Annotated in this window: 17 protein-coding genes; 3 read left to right on the top strand and 14 right to left on the bottom strand. The window is 61.6% G+C overall.

The features are described 5' to 3' along the window. Positions 1-21 precede the first annotated feature (21 nt). From GGR30_RS01440 to GGR30_RS01430, 3 genes are read right to left on the bottom strand one after another with little or no spacing between them, the layout of a single operon-like run. Positions 22-441 carry a DUF2177 family protein gene (locus GGR30_RS01440; protein ID WP_183481544.1) on the bottom strand — a complete coding sequence of 140 codons (420 nt, stop codon included), beginning with the start codon at positions 439-441 and terminating at the stop codon, positions 22-24. Positions 442-451: 10 nt separating this feature from the next. Then, positions 452-1,132: a ChrR family anti-sigma-E factor gene (locus GGR30_RS01435; protein WP_183481541.1), complete on the bottom strand. Its 681-nt coding sequence runs from the start codon at positions 1,130-1,132 to the stop codon at positions 452-454. Further along, the gene (locus GGR30_RS01430) at positions 1,129-1,677 is read right to left on the bottom strand and encodes a sigma-70 family RNA polymerase sigma factor (protein ID WP_183481538.1); all 549 of its coding nucleotides are present in this window, start codon (positions 1,675-1,677) and stop codon (positions 1,129-1,131) included. Before GGR30_RS01430 ends, GGR30_RS01435 begins: the two co-directional genes overlap by 4 nt. A gap of 241 nt (positions 1,678-1,918) precedes the next feature. On the opposite strand from GGR30_RS01430, the gene GGR30_RS01425 reads away from it, so the two are divergent. Genes GGR30_RS01425 through GGR30_RS01415 form a run of 3 tightly spaced genes read left to right on the top strand, consistent with a single transcriptional unit; the run spans position 1,919 to position 5,287 of the window. After that, positions 1,919-3,280: an NAD(P)/FAD-dependent oxidoreductase gene (locus GGR30_RS01425; protein ID WP_183481535.1), complete on the top strand. Its 1,362-nt coding sequence runs from the start codon at positions 1,919-1,921 to the stop codon at positions 3,278-3,280. Then, positions 3,277-4,086, top strand: a complete 810-nt coding sequence (locus GGR30_RS01420) for a DUF1365 domain-containing protein (protein ID WP_183481532.1) — start codon at positions 3,277-3,279, stop codon at positions 4,084-4,086. The genes GGR30_RS01425 and GGR30_RS01420 overlap by 4 nt, the downstream gene beginning before the upstream one ends. Further along, complete coding sequence (locus tag GGR30_RS01415) at positions 4,070-5,287, top strand: SAM-dependent methyltransferase (RefSeq protein ID WP_246413486.1); 1,218 nt, start codon at positions 4,070-4,072, stop codon at positions 5,285-5,287. The genes GGR30_RS01420 and GGR30_RS01415 overlap by 17 nt, the downstream gene beginning before the upstream one ends. A 3-nt stretch (positions 5,288-5,290) precedes the next feature. Here the strand turns inward: GGR30_RS01415 and GGR30_RS01410 are convergent, their stop codons facing one another. The 11 genes from GGR30_RS01410 to tmk all read right to left on the bottom strand — a co-directional run bounded on the left by GGR30_RS01410 (position 5,291) and on the right by tmk (position 16,997). Further along, positions 5,291-5,842 (bottom strand): hypothetical protein, encoded by a 552-nt coding sequence (locus tag GGR30_RS01410; RefSeq protein WP_183481529.1) that lies wholly within the window; start codon positions 5,840-5,842, stop codon positions 5,291-5,293. After that, entirely contained in the window at positions 5,826-6,668 is an 843-nt protein-coding gene (locus GGR30_RS01405; protein WP_343066457.1) for a DUF1295 domain-containing protein, read from the bottom strand. Before GGR30_RS01405 ends, GGR30_RS01410 begins: the two co-directional genes overlap by 17 nt. A gap of 72 nt (positions 6,669-6,740) precedes the next feature. Beyond that, positions 6,741-7,595, bottom strand: coding sequence for an ABC transporter permease (locus GGR30_RS01400; RefSeq protein ID WP_183481525.1), 855 nt, complete (start codon positions 7,593-7,595; stop codon positions 6,741-6,743). Between the two features lie 10 nt (positions 7,596-7,605). Further along, positions 7,606-9,255, bottom strand: coding sequence for an ABC transporter permease (locus tag GGR30_RS01395; protein ID WP_183481522.1), 1,650 nt, complete (start codon positions 9,253-9,255; stop codon positions 7,606-7,608). A 127-nt stretch (positions 9,256-9,382) separates the two neighbouring features. Continuing rightward, positions 9,383-10,483 carry an extracellular solute-binding protein gene (locus GGR30_RS01390; protein ID WP_183481519.1) on the bottom strand — a complete coding sequence of 367 codons (1,101 nt, stop codon included), beginning with the start codon at positions 10,481-10,483 and terminating at the stop codon, positions 9,383-9,385. A gap of 90 nt (positions 10,484-10,573) precedes the next feature. Next, positions 10,574-11,668, bottom strand: coding sequence for an ABC transporter ATP-binding protein (locus GGR30_RS01385; RefSeq protein WP_183481516.1), 1,095 nt, complete (start codon positions 11,666-11,668; stop codon positions 10,574-10,576). Between the two features lie 296 nt (positions 11,669-11,964). Further along, entirely contained in the window at positions 11,965-12,792 is an 828-nt protein-coding gene (locus GGR30_RS01380; protein WP_183481513.1) for an MBL fold metallo-hydrolase, read from the bottom strand. 2 nt (positions 12,793-12,794) lie between these two features. Further along, positions 12,795-13,574, bottom strand: a complete 780-nt coding sequence (locus GGR30_RS01375; RefSeq protein ID WP_183481510.1) for a TatD family hydrolase — start codon at positions 13,572-13,574, stop codon at positions 12,795-12,797. 6 nt (positions 13,575-13,580) lie between these two features. After that, positions 13,581-15,125, bottom strand: a complete 1,545-nt coding sequence (gene metG / locus GGR30_RS01370) for a methionine--tRNA ligase (RefSeq protein ID WP_183481506.1) — start codon at positions 15,123-15,125, stop codon at positions 13,581-13,583. A gap of 155 nt (positions 15,126-15,280) precedes the next feature. After that, complete coding sequence (locus GGR30_RS01365; RefSeq protein WP_183481503.1) at positions 15,281-16,327, bottom strand: DNA polymerase III subunit delta'; 1,047 nt, start codon at positions 16,325-16,327, stop codon at positions 15,281-15,283. Next, positions 16,320-16,997 (bottom strand): dTMP kinase, encoded by a 678-nt coding sequence (gene tmk / locus GGR30_RS01360; protein ID WP_183481500.1) that lies wholly within the window; start codon positions 16,995-16,997, stop codon positions 16,320-16,322. The genes GGR30_RS01365 and tmk overlap by 8 nt, the downstream gene beginning before the upstream one ends. Positions 16,998-17,009 lie beyond the last annotated feature (12 nt).

Raw genomic sequence — 17,009 nt, 5'->3', positions numbered from 1 at the left:
AATGCCACATGCGCGGTGAAGTCAAGCGCGGGCCCGGCGGGCCATGATCCGACCGGTCACAAAGGTGCTGACGAAGCCGGTCAGGCCGGTCGCGAACGTGCCCCAGGCCATGTCCACGCCGACAACGGTCCACGACCAGTCCTTCAGAGTCGCCATATTGGTCAGGTCATAGGTGCCGTAGGCGATGAAGCCGAAGGCCGCGCCGTTGACGAGGCCTTTCAACCAGGAGCGCGCCTTTACGCCCGGATAGACGACGAAATAATATATGCCGATCAGGTACATGAAGTAAAAACTTAAACCGGCGTTCCAGTTCGGGGATGCCAGGAGAAGTTGGCCGATCTCCGCCTCGTAGAAGCTGAAGGCGACCGTGCCAAGCCAGATGAAATCGAGCGCGGAAAAACACGCCGCCATGACGGCGAAGGCAATCAGGTAGCGGGTCATCGACCTCTCCTCATATGCCCAGAAACGGCTGGACGGCGCGCATCATGCGGCTCTTGAACTTCAGCGGCGCGTCGGTGACGATCAGGCAGATGCATTCGCCATCCGGCGTCACCACCGGTTCGTGCACCGTCTCCTCATCCTCCTCGTCAAGGTCTCCGGGACCAAAGGCCTCGCCGTCGCAGCGATAGCAGCCCTTGAGGATCAGCGTCAGCTCGCGCCCGCCATGGCCGTGTTCGGGTAAGGGGCGCCCGGGCCCGACGCGCAGCAGCTTGACGTTGAGATCGCCATCAACGGGCACCTGATATTGCGCAGCACCAATGCCGAGGCGACGCCACTCGACCGCCTCCAGCGAACCGCCGATATAGGAACGCAGCGGCTCCGGGATCGTCCGGTCCACGTCGCCGATCGTCCGGCGCGCCGGCTTCGGCTCGCTTTCGGGCGCTTCGGCCGGCTCGGCTTTCAGCCGCTGCAGCATGGCCTCCCAGCTCTCGCTTTCGCGCTCGGGCGTGGTCTCAGGCGCGATGCTCTCGATCAGCGCGCCGCCAGCGGCCTCCATCAGCGACAGGCGCTTGCGGCAATCGGGGCAGAGCGCCAGATGCGTGGCAACGGCCAGGCTCCAGCCCTCCTCCAGCGTGCCGGCGGCGTATTCAAGCAACAGGGCATCCGAGATGTGGTGATTGATCGGGGTCATCGGTCTTCTCCAAGCGCCGCCCTCAGTCTGGAAAACGCGGCTCGGATCCGGGACTTGACAGTCCCGAGAGGCAAATTGGTCTTTTCGGCGATCATGCTGTGGGAAATATCCTCGAAAAACGACATGCGCAGCAGCTCGGCCTGGTCCTCCGGCAAACTGGCGAGCGCCTGCCGGATCCGTTCCGCGCTTTCATCCTGCTCGAAATTCACATCGGGCGTTTCCGGCGCATCGGGCACGAAGGCGGGGTCGGTCGGATCGAATTCGGGACGCTTCGCCTTGCGCAGATTGTCGATCATCACATTGCGGGCAAGGGTGAAGACCCAGGCGGAGGCATTGCCGCGCTGGGGATCGAAGAGCGCAGCCTTGCGCCAGACCATCATCATGGTCTCCTGCATCAGTTCCTCGGCCAGTTGTCCGTCAAGCGCGCGTTTCAGCATGAAGCTGCGGATACGCGGTCCGAAATACACGAACAGCCGCTCGAAAGAGGCGACATCGCGGGACCGTCCGGTGCGCACCAGACAAAGCGTCATTTCTTCGGCCGACATTTCCGCCAAGGCTGGGCCTTTCGACTTTGGCTTCCGCATTCCCACAATCATGGTCGCCGCCCTGTTACGGGCAGCGCTGGAAACCGTGCCGGCGGCCGGCATATGATGAGCAAGGTCTGTCATGCCAGCTATAACGGCGCGGTTTTCCAACCGGATTGAAGGTCCAACAAATTTCTTCCGATTTCAATCCGCCCGGGCGCCGAACACGTTATTCAGGCTAAAGATTAGAGGAAAACCGCGCATGCATCACACGCTGGACAAGGCCCACCGGAAATTTCGCGCCGACAGGCGCATCGCTGTCATCGGATCCGGCATTTCCGGCCTCTCGGCGGCATGGCTCTTGAGCAAATCCGCCCATGTCACGCTGTTTGAGGCCGACAGCCGCCCGGGCGGCCACTCGAACACCGCAGATGCGGTCATCAACGGCCGGCACATCCCCGTCGACACCGGTTTCATCGTCTACAACGAGCGCAACTACCCGAACCTCACCGCGCTGTTTGCCCATCTGGGCGTCGAGACGGAAGAATCGGACATGTCGTTTTCGGCCTCGCTCAACAATGGCGCGTTCGAATATGGCGGCACGAATATCGCCACCATGCTGGCGCAGAAGTCGAACATCCTGCGCTTCAGCTTCTGGCGGATGGTCTACGATATCTTCCGCTTCTACCGCGAGGCGCCGGCGGCCGCGAATGACAGCGCCGCGCTCGACCTGACGCTCGGGGATTATCTCGATAGCAAGGGCTATTCCAGGCGTTTTGTGGAAGATCACATCCTGCCGATGGGCGCTGCGATCTGGTCGACCACTGCCGATCAGATGCGCGCCTATCCGCTTGCCGCCTTCACCCGCTTCTTTGAAAGCCACGGGCTTCTGACGCTCGTCGACCGGCCGCAATGGCGCACCGTCTCAGGCGGAAGCCGGAGTTATGTCACCCGCATGCTGGAAGAGATCAACGGCGAGATCCGCCTTTCCTCTCCGGTCCGGCATATCCGTCGCATCGTCAATGGCGTATGCCTGACGCTCGACCACGGCGAGGAGCAGGAATTCGATGACGTCGTGGTGGCGACCCACGGCGACCAGGCGCTTGCCATGCTGGCCGATGCCGGTGAAACCGAGAAGCGGCTCCTCTCCGCCTTCCGCTACACCATCAACGAAGCCTATCTGCACAGTGACGCGCAGCAGATGCCGAGGCGGCGCAAGGTCTGGTCGAGCTGGAACTATCTTGAACGCAAGAGCGCCGACGACATATCGCTGTGCGTCACCTACTGGATGAACCGGCTGCAGAACATTGATGAGGACATTCCGCTGTTCGTGACGCTCAATCCCGCCGAACCGATCAGGGAGGATGCGATCCACGCCCGCTACACCTATACCCATCCGCTGTTCGACCGTGCCGCGATCGAAGCCCAGCGCGATCTCTGGCAAATCCAGGGACAGGGCAATGTCTGGTATTGCGGCGCGCATTTCGGCAGCGGCTTTCACGAGGACGGGCTGCAGTCTGGCCTTGCCGTCGCCGAGGCGCTCGGCGGCGTCCGGCGGCCCTGGTCGGTGGAAAACGAATCGGGCCGCATCCATCTCAATCCGAACCTGGTCGCCGCCGAATGAGCTGGAACTCCGCCCTCTACAAAGGCGACGTCATCCACCGGCGCCACCGGCCGAAAACGCACCGGCTGCACTACCGCGTGTTCTCGCTGCTGATCGATCTCGACGAACTGCCGGCACTCGATGGCGCATTGCGGCTCTTCGGCCACAATCGCTTTGCACTCTTCAGCGTCCATGACAGCGATCACGGCGATCTTGACGGCGGCGGGTTGAAATCCTGGGCGCTGGGCGAAGTCGAAAGAGCCGGCATCTCCGCGCCGGTCGCCCGCGTCGAAATGCTCTGCTATCCGCGCATTCTCGGCTATGTCTTCAACCCGCTCACCGTCTATTTCTGCCATGGCGAAAATGGCGGCCTCGTCGCGATCCTCTATGAGGTCTGCAACACGTTCAAGGAGCGGATGACCTATGTCATCCCCGTCGCCGATGACAGCCGTCCCGTGCGGCAGACGGCGGAGAAGCAGCTTTACGTCTCCCCCTTCATCCCGATGGAATGCACCTATCATTTTTCCATCGCGCCGCCCGGCGAAACGGTGTCGGTGCGCATCAACGAGAAGGATGGCGAAGGCCCGCTCCTGTTTGCCGCCTTCAACGGCAAGCGCGACGCGCTCTCCGACTGGAAACTCCTGTCCGCCTTTGCCGCCTACCCGCTCATGACGGTGAAAATCATTGCCGGCATTCACCTCGAAGCTTTACGACTGCTGATGAAGGGAATACCGGTATTCAAACACCGGCCATCCGCATTGCGCGTTCAAAGCGTTGTCGCGGGCGGCCCGTCGCGAACGGACAGAGCCGATGACCGAGATGAATGATCAAGACGCCCCGCAAAAGAGCCTGAAACTTTGGCAGAAGCCGATCGCCGGCATGGCGGCCAGGATCAACACCGGCTCGTTGACGCTTCGTTTCCCCCATGGCCGCAGCACCCGCGTCTCCGGAGCCAAGGCAGGGCCTGCCGCGGAGATCCGCCTCAACAACCCCCGCCCGCTCTTCCGCCTCTTGAGCGAAGGCGACCTCGGCTTCGCGCGCTCCTATATTGACGGCGACTGGGATACGCCGGATCTCGGCGCGGTCATCGATCTGGCGATCGCCAATGAGGAGGAGCTGTCGAAGACGCTCTCCTCTTCCTATCTGTTCACCCAGATGAGCCGCCTGCGCCATCGTCTGCGCGCCAATACCAAAACGGGCAGCAAACGCAACATCGCCTTCCACTACGACCTTGGCAACGCCTTCTACAAGCTGTGGCTCGACGAGACGATGACCTATTCGAGCGCGCTCTACGAGGGCCGCGAACGCTCGCTGCCGGAAGCGCAGACGGCGAAATACGACCGCATCCTCGCCTGCCTCCAGGTGGGCCCGCAAGACCGGATCCTGGAGATCGGCTGCGGCTGGGGCGGCTTTGCCGAGCATGCGGCCAGGACCACCGGCTGCCACGTCACCGGCCTGACGCTTTCCGAGGAGCAGGCGAAATTCGCCCGCAAGCGGCTTGCCGACAAGGGCCTTGCCGCGCAGACCGACATTCGCCTTGAGGACTACCGGGACTGCCGGGGCACGTTCGACAAGATCGTCTCGATCGAAATGTTCGAGGCCGTCGGCGAGGAAAACTGGCCGGTCTTCTTCGAGACGGTCAACCAGCGGCTGGCGCCCGGCGGCACGGCCGTCATCCAGTCGATCGCAATCGAGCACCATCGGCTCAACGACTATCGCAGCAATCCGGATTTCATCCAGCACTTCATCTTTCCCGGCGGCATGCTTCCCTCCATCGAGACCTTCCGCAAGGGCGCGTCGAGCGCCGGCCTGGCGGTGAAGGACCTGTTCTCCTTCGGCAACGACTATGCGCGCACGCTGCTGGAGTGGGAGAAGCGGTTCCTATCGGAATGGGAGGCGATCCATCCGCTCGGTTTCGACGAACGTTTCCGCCGCATGTGGCGCTATTACCTCAATTACTGCGCCTCCGGCTTCAGCGCCGGGCGGATCGATGTCGCGCAGTTCCACCTGATGAAGCCGGCGATCTGAAGATCAGTCCGGCCGCCACGGTCGCGGGAAGCGCAGCATGATGAAGGCGGCAAGCGCCGCGGCTCCCGTGATGTTGAGAAAGGCGAGGTTCTGCATGTCTCGTTCCGACACAGACATCAGCGGCCCGCCGATCCGTCCCTCCAACGCGACGAACAGGACGAAGATCACCGCGATCAATCCGCGCGACAGCCAGATTTCCGAGCGGTAGAAGCAGAGCCCCGCAAGCATCAGGCAGGCGAAGAGGAAGGCAAGCATATCGCTCTCCCCGCCGAGGATGAAGGCGATCGCCAGCGTGTCGACGATCCCGACGATCACCATGCCGAGGCGCGCCGCACGGCTTGCTCCGATGCGGGAAAGGTACCAGACGGCAAGGTAGAACGGCATGGTCAGCGCCGTCAGCAAAGAGAGATGAAACGCACTCTCGGCCAGAAACCAGACATAGAGCGGATAGACCGGCTTGTTGAGCGCCAGCACCAGCGCCGTCGCACCTGCCGCGCTCGCCAGCGGGTCAGCGCGTGGCGCCCCTTCCTGACCGGACTTAGGAATTGACATCATCGGGCTTGTTCAATCCATTGCGAGAGCTGGATTTTCGATCGTCTGGAAACCAGGGGAAGAAGGCGTTGACGCGTTTCTGATAGGTCTTGAAGGCGTCCCCGCGCGAGCTCTCCATGTGCTTTTCCAGATAGGGAATGCCGGAGACATGATTGAGCAGCCAGTACATCATCAGCGGTGCCAGAAGCGACAGGATGAACGGCAGGATCGACTGAAAGCCGGAAAGCGCCAGAAGCGGCCAGGCGCACCACCAGGTCCATTCGAAGAAATAGTTCGGATGGCGGGAATACCCCCACAGGCCGATATCGCAGACCGTCTTGCCCTCCGGGCTCCGACGTTTGAACTGCGAAAGCTGCCAGTCGGCCGTTCCCTCGCCCGCGATCGCGATCAAGGCGACGGCAAGGGCCAGCCCGTCAAGAACACCGGGAAAGGGCGTGGGATTGAGGATCGCGCCATAGATCGACAGCGCCAGGACAAAGGCCGCGAAGGCCTGTATCTGCAGGAACCAGAGAAGGCGCGGACCGGCGCTATCGCCCCACTCGGAAATCAGCGCGGCATAGCGCGGATCGTCCTTCTTGCCGGCGCTGCGGCTGGCGATGTGGCCGGCAAGACGCAGGGCCCAGAGCCCGACGAGAATGCCGGCGAGCCACTTGCGCGCCGGGTTGCCGCTCTCCGAGAAGACGATCACTGAGAGCCCGCCAAGGCCGGTGACTGCAGCCCAGATCGTATCGATCCAGCCGCTGTTGCCGGTTACCCTCTGGACAGCCCATGCGCCGGTCATGCCGAGGCAAAGACCGATGAAAACGAAAATCAGCAGCGTTAGAGACACGTCGCCCTCCGGAAAAATGCGGTTCACACATCTCTACGGAGGGCGCGTCAGCACGGATCGAAATTGCGTTTATCAGCCCGGAGAAAGGCCCCGCTGTTTTTCCGAACGGCGGCGCAGCAGTTCGAGCACCGTCAGCAGGATGATCGAAATGGTCACCAGGATCGAGGCAACAGCAAGGATCGTCGGCGAGATCTGCTCGCGCAACCCGGTGAACATCTGCCATGGCAGCGTCTTCTGAGAGGCCGAGCCGACGAACAGCACCACGACGACTTCGTCAAACGAGGTGATGAAGGCAAACAGCGCGCCGGAGATCACGCCGGGCAGGATCAGCGGCATCTGCACCTTGAAGAAGGTGGTGACCGGATTTGCGCCGAGGCTTGCCGCCGCCCGCTCCAGCGAACGATCGAAGCCGACCAGCGTCGCCGTCACGGTGATGATGACGAAGGGCGTGCCGAGCACGGCATGCGCGAGAACAACGCCCCAATAGGTGCCCTGAATGCCGAGGCGCGAATAGAAGAAATACATGCCGGCGGCAGAGATGATCAGCGGCACGATCATCGGCGAGATCAGGATCGCCATGATGGCGCCGCGATAGGGCACATGGCTTTGCGACAGGCCGATTGCGGCAAGCGTGCCGAAGCTGGTTGCCAGAAGCGTCGCAGCCGGCGCGATCATCACCGAGTTTCTGAGCGCCTGCTGCCAGTCGGGATTGGTGAAGAAGTCCTGATAATGCTTGAACGAGTAGCCTGCGGGATCGAACGCCAGCATTTCCGGCGTGAAGGTGAAGAAATCCGTCGCGTTGAAGCTGAGCGGAATGATCACCAGGATCGGAAAGATCAGGAAGAAGAAGATCACTCCGCAGATCACCCGGAAACCGTAGTGCCAGACGCGCTGGCCGGTGGTCATGTATGGGGGCAGTTTGGCCATGGTCCCTCTCCTATCCGAGTTTCACATTATCGATGCCGACAAGCTTGTCGTAGATGACGAAGCAGAGCAGCACCACGACCAGAAGCAGCGTGCCGAGCGCGGCCGCCAGGCCCCAGTTGAGAGAACTCGAGATATGGTAGGCGATCCGGTTGGAGATGAAGATACCGGAGGTTCCGCCGACAAGTTCAGGCGTGATGTAGTAGCCGATCGACAGGATGAAGACGAGAACGGCGCCGGCGCCGATGCCGGGCACGGTCTGCGGGAAATAAATCCGCCAGAAGGCCGTCCAGTCGGTCGCCCCCAGGCTCTTGGCCGCGCGCACATAGGACGGCGAGATTGTCTTCATCACCGAATAGAGCGGCAGTATCATGAAGGGCAGCAGAATATGGGTCATGGCGATGACCGTGCCCGTCGCATTGTTGATCAGCGCAAGCCGTCCGCTATCGGAGACGATGCCGATATACACAAGGATATCATTGATGACGCCCTGCTGTTGCAGCAGCACCTTCCACGCCGATGTTCTGACCAGAAGCGAAGTCCAGAACGGCAGAAGCACGAGGATCATCAGCAGATTGGCAGAGCGTAGCGGCAGATGCGACAGCAGGAAGGCGACCGGATAGCCGAGAACAAGGCAGGAGAAGGTGATGACCACGCTGAGGATCAGCGTGCGCATGAACAGCAGCAGATAGATGCGCTGATCATCAGGCACCATCTTGATGCCGTCGGCCGTCATCTGGGCGTCGAGCGCGGCGAGATAATAGCCGGCGGTGTAGGCGCCCTTGAAGCGATAAAGCGTCTGCCAGACATCAAGCGAGCCCCAGTCCTCATCGGCATCGATAAATTCCTCGCGCGCGGTGGTCGCTTCGAATTCGGGGACCGCCGCTGCAGCCGTCGCCAGCAGTTCGGCAGTCGCGCCGGAATAGTTGGCAGCGGCATCGGGATTGGCGATCAGGTCGTCATAAAGCGCCGCGTAGACGGGGTTCCACGGCTCCTCCTCCGTCGGGCTGTCATTGTCTTCCGTCTGGATGACATCGGCGAAGCCGGCGTAGATTTCCGCCGTGCGCGGCAGCGCTTCCTTCGCCGCCTCGGAAACCACGAATGCCGGTTCGGCAACCGTATCGTCATCAGCGCCGGCCCATTCGGCCTGGGCCGCGATCCAGTCTTCAGAGGCCATCAGGGAAACCCATGTGGCTGGCTCGACCCAGGCCTCGTTCAGGTCTTCAAACTGTTCGGTAAAGATCTCGCCGAAATCGTCGACCCGGCGCCCGGTCTTGCGGAACAGGCTCGACATGCCGGTCATTTCATAGTTGAGGCGCGAGCCAAGTCTTGTGTGCTGCTTGCGCTCGGCGGCAATGATCAGGTCATCGCGCAGCGCGGCAAACACGAATTCATCGGGCAACTGGTCGGAAGCCGGATCCCAGCTTTCCAGCGCGGTGACCGTGCGCGGCAGCGTTTCGGGGACAATCTCGTTCTGCACCGAGCGGAACAGCATGTCGACGATCGGTGCTGCAAAGGAAATCAGCACAAAAAGCAGGAGCGGCGCGATCAGAAGCAGCGCGCGCATCTTCTGGCGTCTCAGCGCCTTTGCCAGGCTTGCCTTCAGCGGCTTGCCGTCGGAGGTCGTCAGCTTCTCCGCCGTGTTGGAGGTCGTGTCGCTCATGGTCCCCGCTTCTTTTGCTGGTTCGGCCGTTTGGCCATCATGCTCGACCGTCTGTTGCGGCCTTGGTATGCGTGGTGCGGAAGGGCCGTAACCGGCCCTTCCGCGCTCTGGTCAGAGCAAATGGCCCTTACTGTACCAGCCAGGACTGGAACTTGGCGTCCAGGTCATCGCGGTAGTCAGCCCACCATTCGTAGTTGTAGACGAAGACGTTCTTCGAATTCTCCGGAGCGGTCGGCATGTGCGGACCCATTTCGACGCCGAGTTCGGCATGCTTGCCGACGAGAGGAGCCGAAGAGTTACGGGCCGGACCATAGGAGATGTAGGCAGCCTGGTCGGCAAGACGCTGGGTGTCGGTCGCGTACTTCACGAAATCCTTGACCATCGCGAGACGATCTTCCGGCAGGCCAGCCGGGATGATCCAGCCGTCAAGGTCAAACACCTGGGCGTCCCACAGCATCTTGAAGGGCTGATCCTCTTCAACGATCGCCGAGAACCAACGACCGTTATAGGACGACCCCATGACGATCTCGCCGTCGGCGAGAAGCTGCGGCGGCTCGGCAGCGGCCGACCACCAGATCACGTCGTCCTTGATGGTGTCGAGCTTGGCGAAGGCGCGGTCCTGGCCTTCTTCGGTTTCGAGAACGTCATAGACGTCTTCCTTGGCGACGCCGTCGCAGATCAGAGCCCATTCCATGTTGTTGATCGGACGCTTCTCGAGCGAACGCTTGCCCGGATAGGTCTCGGTGTCGAACATGGCGCAGATGGATTCCGGTTCCGGCGCGCCTTCCGGGAGAAGGTCGGGACGGTAAGCGGCCGTCGTCGAGTAGACGATCTGCGGAATGAAGCAATCGGACACGATCAGGTCACCGAAGTCTTCCGAAGCCGGCGTGCCGTCGGGCGCATCGGCCAGCAGCTCGTCCGGGTCATATTCCATGGCGAGGCCTTCGTCGCAAAGACGCATGGCGTCAGCGGCAACGACGTCCACCAGATCCCAGGTCACATTGCCGGCTTCGTTCATGGCGCGCAGTTTGGCCACGGCCTCATTCGAGGATTCGTCCCAGACAACTTCAATATCCGGATTCATTTCCATGTAGGGATCCGTGTAGGCATTCTTCTGCGAAGCCTGGTAGGCGCCGCCCCACGAAACGATGGTCATCTGTTCGGCATAAGCTGCCGTCGACGTGGCGAGCGTAGCCGCCAGTGCAAGAATAATAGACTTGGATTTCATAGTCTTTCTTCCCCTTCTTCGAGATGATTTGTCGGACCTTCAAAGCCCGGATTTTGGAGAACCGCCGGTCAAGGGGACCGGCAGTTGCTGTTACGCGACGGGATCGAGAGCCTTGCAGTCGCCGGCGGCAAAGCCGATCGTCTGCTGCTTGCCTTCGTGGAGATCCCAGCGTTCGCCGCGATTACGAACCTTGACGACGAATTCGTCGTTTCCGCACACATTCATGCGCACGCGGATATGGTCGCCAAGATAGATCAGTTCCTCGATCGTGCCGGTAATGGTGTTGGCATGATCATCGGTGGGAACGATTTCGACACGCTCCGGACGGAGCGAAATGGTTGTGCGATCGCCGACATTATCGACATTCACCTTGTCGGCGATGATCATCGTGCCGTCATCGAGCTTGACGGAGCATTCGCTGCCGCGAATTTCGGTCACCGTGCCGCTCAGCTTGTTGTTCTCGCCGATGAACTGGGCGACGAACGAATTCTTCGGATCCTCATACAGCATTGACGGTTCGGAAAGCTGCTGCACCACGCCGTCATTGAAGACGGCGACGCGATCCGACATGGTCAGCGCCTCGGTCTGGTCATGCGTCACGTAGACGACGGTGACGCCGAGCCTCTCGTGGATATGCTTGATCTCGTACTGCATCTGCTCGCGCAGCTGCTTGTCGAGCGCGCCGAGCGGTTCGTCCATCAGCACCAGTTCCGGATCGAACACCAGGGCGCGCGCGACTGCGACGCGCTGCTGCTGACCGCCGGAAAGCTGGGCCGGACGGCGACCGCCGAAATTGCCAAGCTGCACCATGTCGAGCGCGCGCTTGACCTTCTCTTCCTGCTCGGCCTCGCCCATGTTGCGAAGCTGCAGCGGAAAGGCAAGGTTCTCGGCAACCGACATGTGCGGGAACAGAGCGTAATTCTGAAACACCATGCCGATGCCGCGCTTGTGCGGCGGCACGTTATTGATGGGCTTCTCGTTGAGAAAGATCTCGCCATAGGTGGCAGGTTCAAACCCGGCAAGCATCATCAGACAAGTCGTCTTGCCCGAGCCGGAAGGGCCGAGCATGGTCAAAAATTCGCCCGGCGGAATATCCAGATTTAATTTCTTAACAACGAGGCTTTCGCCATCATAACTTTTTTGAACATTGTCGTACTTAACCGAAGCACCCCGGTTTTCAGCCATTTTGTCCCCTTGTCATTATGGACCTCGCGGGCCGCATTCCTGTGCGCGCCTTCTCAAGCAATCCGGCTTCATACTGCAATTCGCGCTGCCTAAATCAACCTCAAATTTTCCAATCGGACAAAGAATGGGCAGAAATCGGCCCCAATTTCAACAGGGATTTGCCGTTTTCTGGGGTTGACAGACTTTCGTCTTAGGCATTTTAGGCTGCAAGAACACGCATTTAGCGCAGGAAATACAGGCCTGCGGAGAGGCCGCACGCGCGGCGTGCAAAAAAGTCTATTGCGGCAGATCGGAATTCAGATCGCGTCGTCGGCAACGTCGAATGTAACGCTCAGCCCGTCGAAAGCAGGCTCCACATGGTCAGGCGTTTCACCCGCCACCGTGGCGTAGTCGAGCGGAATATGCATATGCGTGAGGATGGCCCGACGCGCGCCGAGACGCTCGATCCAGGAGAGCGCCTGCCCCAGCGACAGGTGGCTCGGATGCGGATGGTATTGCAGGGCGTCGATCACCAGCAGGTCGAGTGCGCGCAGCCTGTCGATCGAATCGGTCGGAAAATCGCTGACATCCGTGCAATAGGCGACATTTCCCAGCCGATAGCCGAGCGAGATGATGTCGCCATGCTGCTGACGGTGCGGCATGAACCGCATTCTGCCGCCCGGCCCGTCGATCTCGACCGGGCTGTCGAAATCCTCGATCACATTGGCGCGCGCGATCGGCGGATAGGCGCTGCCCTTCGGCGTCTCGAGACAATAGGCAAAGCCTTCCAGAATGCGTGCCATCGTCGCCTCGTCGGCGTAGACGGGGATACGCTGGCGCTGCGCATGAAAATATCCGCGAATGTCGTCGATCCCGTGGATGTGATCGGCATGGGCATGGGTAAAGAGCACCGCATCGATGCGCTTTACCCCTGCCCGGATCATCTGCTCGCGGAAATCCGGTCCGGTGTCGATCACCACCGTCGTCACCCCGCCATCAGGCGCGAACTGCTCGACGAGAAAGGCCGTGCGCGTGCGGCGGTTCTTCGGGTTTTCCGGATCGCACGCGCCCCAGTCGCCGGTGATGCGCGGCACGCCGGGCGAGGAAGAACAGCCCAGAATGGTGAAGCGGCGGCGGTAGGCCAAGGTCAGACCCGCGTCATCTTGGAGAAGCAGCGGAACGCATTCTCGGTGGTGATCTCGGCGATCTCGGCCTCGCTGACGCCCTTGACCTCGGCGAGAACCCGCGCGGTGTTTACCACATAGGACGGCTCGTTGCGCTTGCCGCGAAAGGGCGTCGGCGCGAGGTACGGCGCATCTGTTTCCACCAGAAGACGGTCCATCGGCACATCGGCGGCAATGGCGCGCAGATCATCGGATTTCTTGAAGGTCAGGATGCCGGAGAAGGACACATAGCCGCCAAGCTCAACGCCCGTTTGGGCAAGCGCCGCGCCGGACGAAAAGCAATGCAGGATGAAGGGAAACGCGCCCTCGCCCGTCTCCTCACGCAGGATTGCGGCCATGTCGTCATCGGCATCGCGACTATGGATCACCAGCGGCAGACCTGTCCGGCGCGCGGCCGCGGTATGCCGCCTCAGCCCGGTCTTCTGCGCCTCGGCCTTTTCCGGCTGGTAGTGGTAATCAAGTCCAGCCTCGCCGATCGCCACCACTTTCGGATGGCCGCTCAGGCGAATGAGCTCGTCCGTGCCAATGTCGAGTTCTTCATCGGCGTTGGCCGGATGGGTTCCGACAGAGCAAAAGACGTTCTCATATTTTTCCGCAATTTCAACGACCTGGTCGAATTTCTTCACGCGCGTTGAAATTGTCACCATCTGCCCGACGCCGGCGTCCTTCGCCCGCGCTATCAGCGCGTCACGCTCGGCGTCGAAGTCGGGGAAATCGAGATGGCAATGGCTATCGATCAGCATGAATTCCTATTCCTCGGGCGCAACGTAACGCGGGAAGACCGGAGACGGCTTTTCAAGCGGCGTGCCCGATTTCAGCCGGCCCGTCTTTCCCAAATGCGCGAAATCGCGTTCTGTTTCCGGAATTGACACCAGGTCGAGTAATTTCGCCGCCGAGGCCGGCATGGCCGGCTGCAGCAGGATCGAGACCTGGCGCACGACTTCCGCCGTGACGTAAAGGACGGTGGCCATGCGGCCCGGATCGGTCTTGCGCAGCGCCCAGGGCTCCTGCCCGGCAAAATAGCGGTCGGCCTCCGAGACGAGACCGATGATCGCCGCCATCGCCCTGTGGATCGCAAACTTTTCCATCGCCTCGCGCACCGTCTCGATGACGCCGTCGGCAGAGGCCAGCATAGCCTCGTCCTCAGCCGTCAGCGGCCCGCATTCCGGGATCTTGCCGTCGCAGTTCTTGGCGATCATCGACAGCGAGCGGCTGGCGAGATTGCCGATGCCGTTGGCGAGGTCGGAATTGATGCGCGTGCCGATCGCCTCGTCGCTGTAACTGCCGTCCTGGCCGAAGGAAACCTCGCGCAGCATGAAATAGCGGATCTGGTCGAGGCCGAAATGTTCAACGAGATTGAAGGGATCAATGACATTGCCGACGGACTTCGACATCTTCTCGCCCTTGTTGAGAAGAAAGCCGTGGGCATAGACCCGTTCCGGAAGCGCCACGCCCGCCGACATCAGGAAGGCCGGCCAGTAGACCGCGTGAAAGCGGATGATGTCCTTGCCGATGATATGAATGCCGGGCCAGTAGGACCACATCGGCCCCGTTTCATCGGGAAAGCCGAGCGCGGTGATGTAGTTGGTCAGCGCGTCGACCCAGACATACATGACGTGGTCCGGGTCGCCGGGCACCGGCACGCCCCAGTCGAAGGTGGTGCGCGAGATCGACAGGTCCTTGAGGCCGGACTTCACGAAGGAAACGACCTCGTTGCGGCGCTCCGCCGGTCCGATGAAATCGGGGTGATTGTCGTAATATTCGAGCAGCCGCTCGCCATAGGCCGAGAGCTTGAAGAAGTAGCTTTCCTCCTCGACCCATTCGACCGGTGAGCCGAGCGGTTCGCGGCGCACGCCGTCCTCGCCGAGCGTGGTCTCGCCCTCGTCGAAATAGGCCTCCTGACGCACCGAATACCAGCCGCCATACTTGCCGAGATAGATGTCACCGTTTTCCTGCATGCGCTTCCACAGCGCCTGCACGGCCTTGCGATGGCGCTCCTCGGTGGTGCGGATGAAATCGTCATTGGAGCAGTTGAGCGTGGAGAGAAGCCCGCGGAAGACGGCGGAGTTGCGGTTCGCCAGCTCGATCGGGGCGATCCCTTCCTTCTCGGCGGTCTGCTGCATCTTCTGGCCGTGCTCGTCCGTGCCCGACAGGAAACGCACCTCCATGCCATCGAGCCTGCGGAAACGTGCAAGGGCGTCCGTCGCGATCATGGTGTAGGCATGACCGATATGCGGCGCGCCATTGGGATAGAAGATCGGCGTTGTGATGAAATACTTGTTGTTGTCGCTCATTCCGCTGTCCGTGTGCATGGCTGTCGCGGAGCCGCTTTGCTCCGGGGACGTTCCTGATATTGCGGGCAAGCCGGCATCCGCTGAAAACCGGGACCGGTGCTTGAAATCAGACCGGTCTTAACGCCCCTCCATCAGCGCATCAAGTCAAACCTGCGTCAGGCGTCGGCACCTGAGGGTTCAAGCGTTGTTCTCAGCCGCGACAGCAGGTCGAGCGCCAACTGCCTGCGGTCAAGATTATAGGCATCGGCCTCCGTGACATCGGCTTCGATCTCGGAGGACAGGCCGGCCAGTCGTTCGGCGAGCCGGAGATTGCCCGAAAACGCCGCCTCGCGCGCCCGTACCTTGATGTCCCCGTCGATATGGCCCAGCAGAAAATCGAAAATCGTCTCGTTCTCGCGCTTCGACACCGTGTCGGCGAGCTTGTGCATGACGAGGCGCGCCTCGGCGGGCGTCCCCATCAGCACGGCGTCATAGGCATCGATGATCTCCAGCCCGCCATAATTGACCAGTTTCAGCGCCTCGGCGACACTGCCGTTTGCAAGCGCCGCCATGCGCCCTTCATCCTGTCCGCCCGCAGAAAGGCCAAGCGCGCCAAGCGCCGCCTTCAGGTCGTCCGCTGCCAACGGGCGCAGGCGCAGCGGCAGGCAGCGCGAGCGGATTGTCGGCAAAAGCCTGCCCGGCGCGTGCGAGATCAGCAGGAACATCGCATTCTTCGGTGGCTCCTCGAGGATCTTCAGAATGGCGTTGGCGGCATTGCGATTGAGGTCGTCGGCCGCATCCACGATGACGATGCGCCAATTTCCGGTTCCCGACGTCTGGGACAGGAAGTGCCCTGCCCGACGCACCTCCTCCACCGTGATCGCCGTCTTCAGCTTGCCGCTCTTTGCGTCCACCGGACGCTTCAGGTGCAGGAGATCATGCGATGCGCCGGCTATGATCTGCCGCGTCAGCGGCGAAGCGTGATCCGGCGTGATCAGAAGGTCCGGCGCATCGGCGGGATGGGGAAAGTGCAGCACGTGGTTGGCAAAGCGAAAGGCAAGCGTCGCCTTGCCGATGCCGGCGGCCCCTTCCAGCAGCAGCGCATGATGCCCCTTGCCGCTGCGATAGGACTGGGCGAGATAGGCTTCCGCCTCGTCGTGGCCGAAGAGATGGCGGTTGCGCGAAGGCTCGACGGCGCCTTCGAGAAGAAGCTCGTCAGCCATCGGCGCCACTCCCGAGATCGCGGGCGGCAAGGGCTTGCGACACAACCCGCCAGACCGCCTCGGCAACCCTTTCAGGCGCGGCCGCGGCATCGATCACCCGGCAGCGCTCAGGCTCGGCCTCGGCAATGCCTAAAAACGCCTGCCGCCGCGCCTCGTGAATGGCGATGTCGTCCTTCTCGAAACGGTCGGGCGCGCCGGCAAGCGCGGTCTCCGGCAGCCGCCCGCGCACCCGCTTCAGCCCTTCCAGAGCATCGAGGTCGAAGATCAGCGTCAGGTCGGGGCGAACGCCGTTGACGGCGACCCGCTCCACCGTGGCAACAAATTCCGGTGCCAGCACACCGGAGGCGCCCTGGTAGGCCCTCGAGGAATCCATGAACCGGTCGCAGAGCACGATCTCTCCCGCGGCAAGCGCGGGGCGGATGATTTCCTCAACGTGATCGTTGCGGGCGGCAGAAAACAGCAGGACCTCCATGCCGACGCCGAAAGGCTCCGCGGCGCCGGAGAGCAGAACATGGCGCACGGCCTCCGCGCCGGCCGAGCCGCCGGGTTCGCGGGTGACGCGCACCTGATGGCCAAGCTTGCCGAGGCGTTCGGCGAGCAAGCGGATCTGCGTCGATTTGCCGACGCCTTCCCCGCCTTCGAAACTGATGAAAATGCCCTGTTCAGTCATGCCGCCCGTTGC

Origin of the sequence: Martelella radicis, assembly GCF_014196625.1 — a bacterium.
Classification (GTDB): domain Bacteria; phylum Pseudomonadota; class Alphaproteobacteria; order Rhizobiales; family Rhizobiaceae; genus Martelella; species Martelella radicis.
Note: the sequence above shows the minus strand (reverse complement) of the source record. Positions and strands in the feature narration are given on the sequence as shown.

What these genes read in the sequence shown, in the direction of transcription:
- GGR30_RS01400 (WP_183481525.1), bottom strand. Translation starts at nt 7,595, where the DNA reads ATGGCCAAACTGCCCCCATACATGACCACCGGCCAGCGCGTCTGGCAC.
- GGR30_RS01375 (WP_183481510.1), bottom strand. Translation starts at nt 13,574, where the DNA reads ATGCTGATCGATAGCCATTGCCATCTCGATTTCCCCGACTTCGACGCC.
- metG (WP_183481506.1), bottom strand. Translation starts at nt 15,125, where the DNA reads ATGAGCGACAACAACAAGTATTTCATCACAACGCCGATCTTCTATCCC.
- GGR30_RS01410 (WP_183481529.1), bottom strand. Translation starts at nt 5,842, where the DNA reads ATGATGTCAATTCCTAAGTCCGGTCAGGAAGGGGCGCCACGCGCTGAC.
- GGR30_RS01440 (WP_183481544.1), bottom strand. Translation starts at nt 441, where the DNA reads ATGACCCGCTACCTGATTGCCTTCGCCGTCATGGCGGCGTGTTTTTCC.
- GGR30_RS01430 (WP_183481538.1), bottom strand. Translation starts at nt 1,677, where the DNA reads ATGTCGGCCGAAGAAATGACGCTTTGTCTGGTGCGCACCGGACGGTCC.
- GGR30_RS01390 (WP_183481519.1), bottom strand. Translation starts at nt 10,483, where the DNA reads ATGAAATCCAAGTCTATTATTCTTGCACTGGCGGCTACGCTCGCCACG.
- tmk (WP_183481500.1), bottom strand. Translation starts at nt 16,997, where the DNA reads ATGACTGAACAGGGCATTTTCATCAGTTTCGAAGGCGGGGAAGGCGTC.
- GGR30_RS01395 (WP_183481522.1), bottom strand. Translation starts at nt 9,255, where the DNA reads ATGAGCGACACGACCTCCAACACGGCGGAGAAGCTGACGACCTCCGAC.
- GGR30_RS01415 (WP_246413486.1), top strand. Translation starts at nt 4,070, where the DNA reads ATGACCGAGATGAATGATCAAGACGCCCCGCAAAAGAGCCTGAAACTT.
- GGR30_RS01420 (WP_183481532.1), top strand. Translation starts at nt 3,277, where the DNA reads ATGAGCTGGAACTCCGCCCTCTACAAAGGCGACGTCATCCACCGGCGC.
- GGR30_RS01385 (WP_183481516.1), bottom strand. Translation starts at nt 11,668, where the DNA reads ATGGCTGAAAACCGGGGTGCTTCGGTTAAGTACGACAATGTTCAAAAA.
- GGR30_RS01435 (WP_183481541.1), bottom strand. Translation starts at nt 1,132, where the DNA reads ATGACCCCGATCAATCACCACATCTCGGATGCCCTGTTGCTTGAATAC.
- GGR30_RS01365 (WP_183481503.1), bottom strand. Translation starts at nt 16,327, where the DNA reads ATGGCTGACGAGCTTCTTCTCGAAGGCGCCGTCGAGCCTTCGCGCAAC.
- GGR30_RS01425 (WP_183481535.1), top strand. Translation starts at nt 1,919, where the DNA reads ATGCATCACACGCTGGACAAGGCCCACCGGAAATTTCGCGCCGACAGG.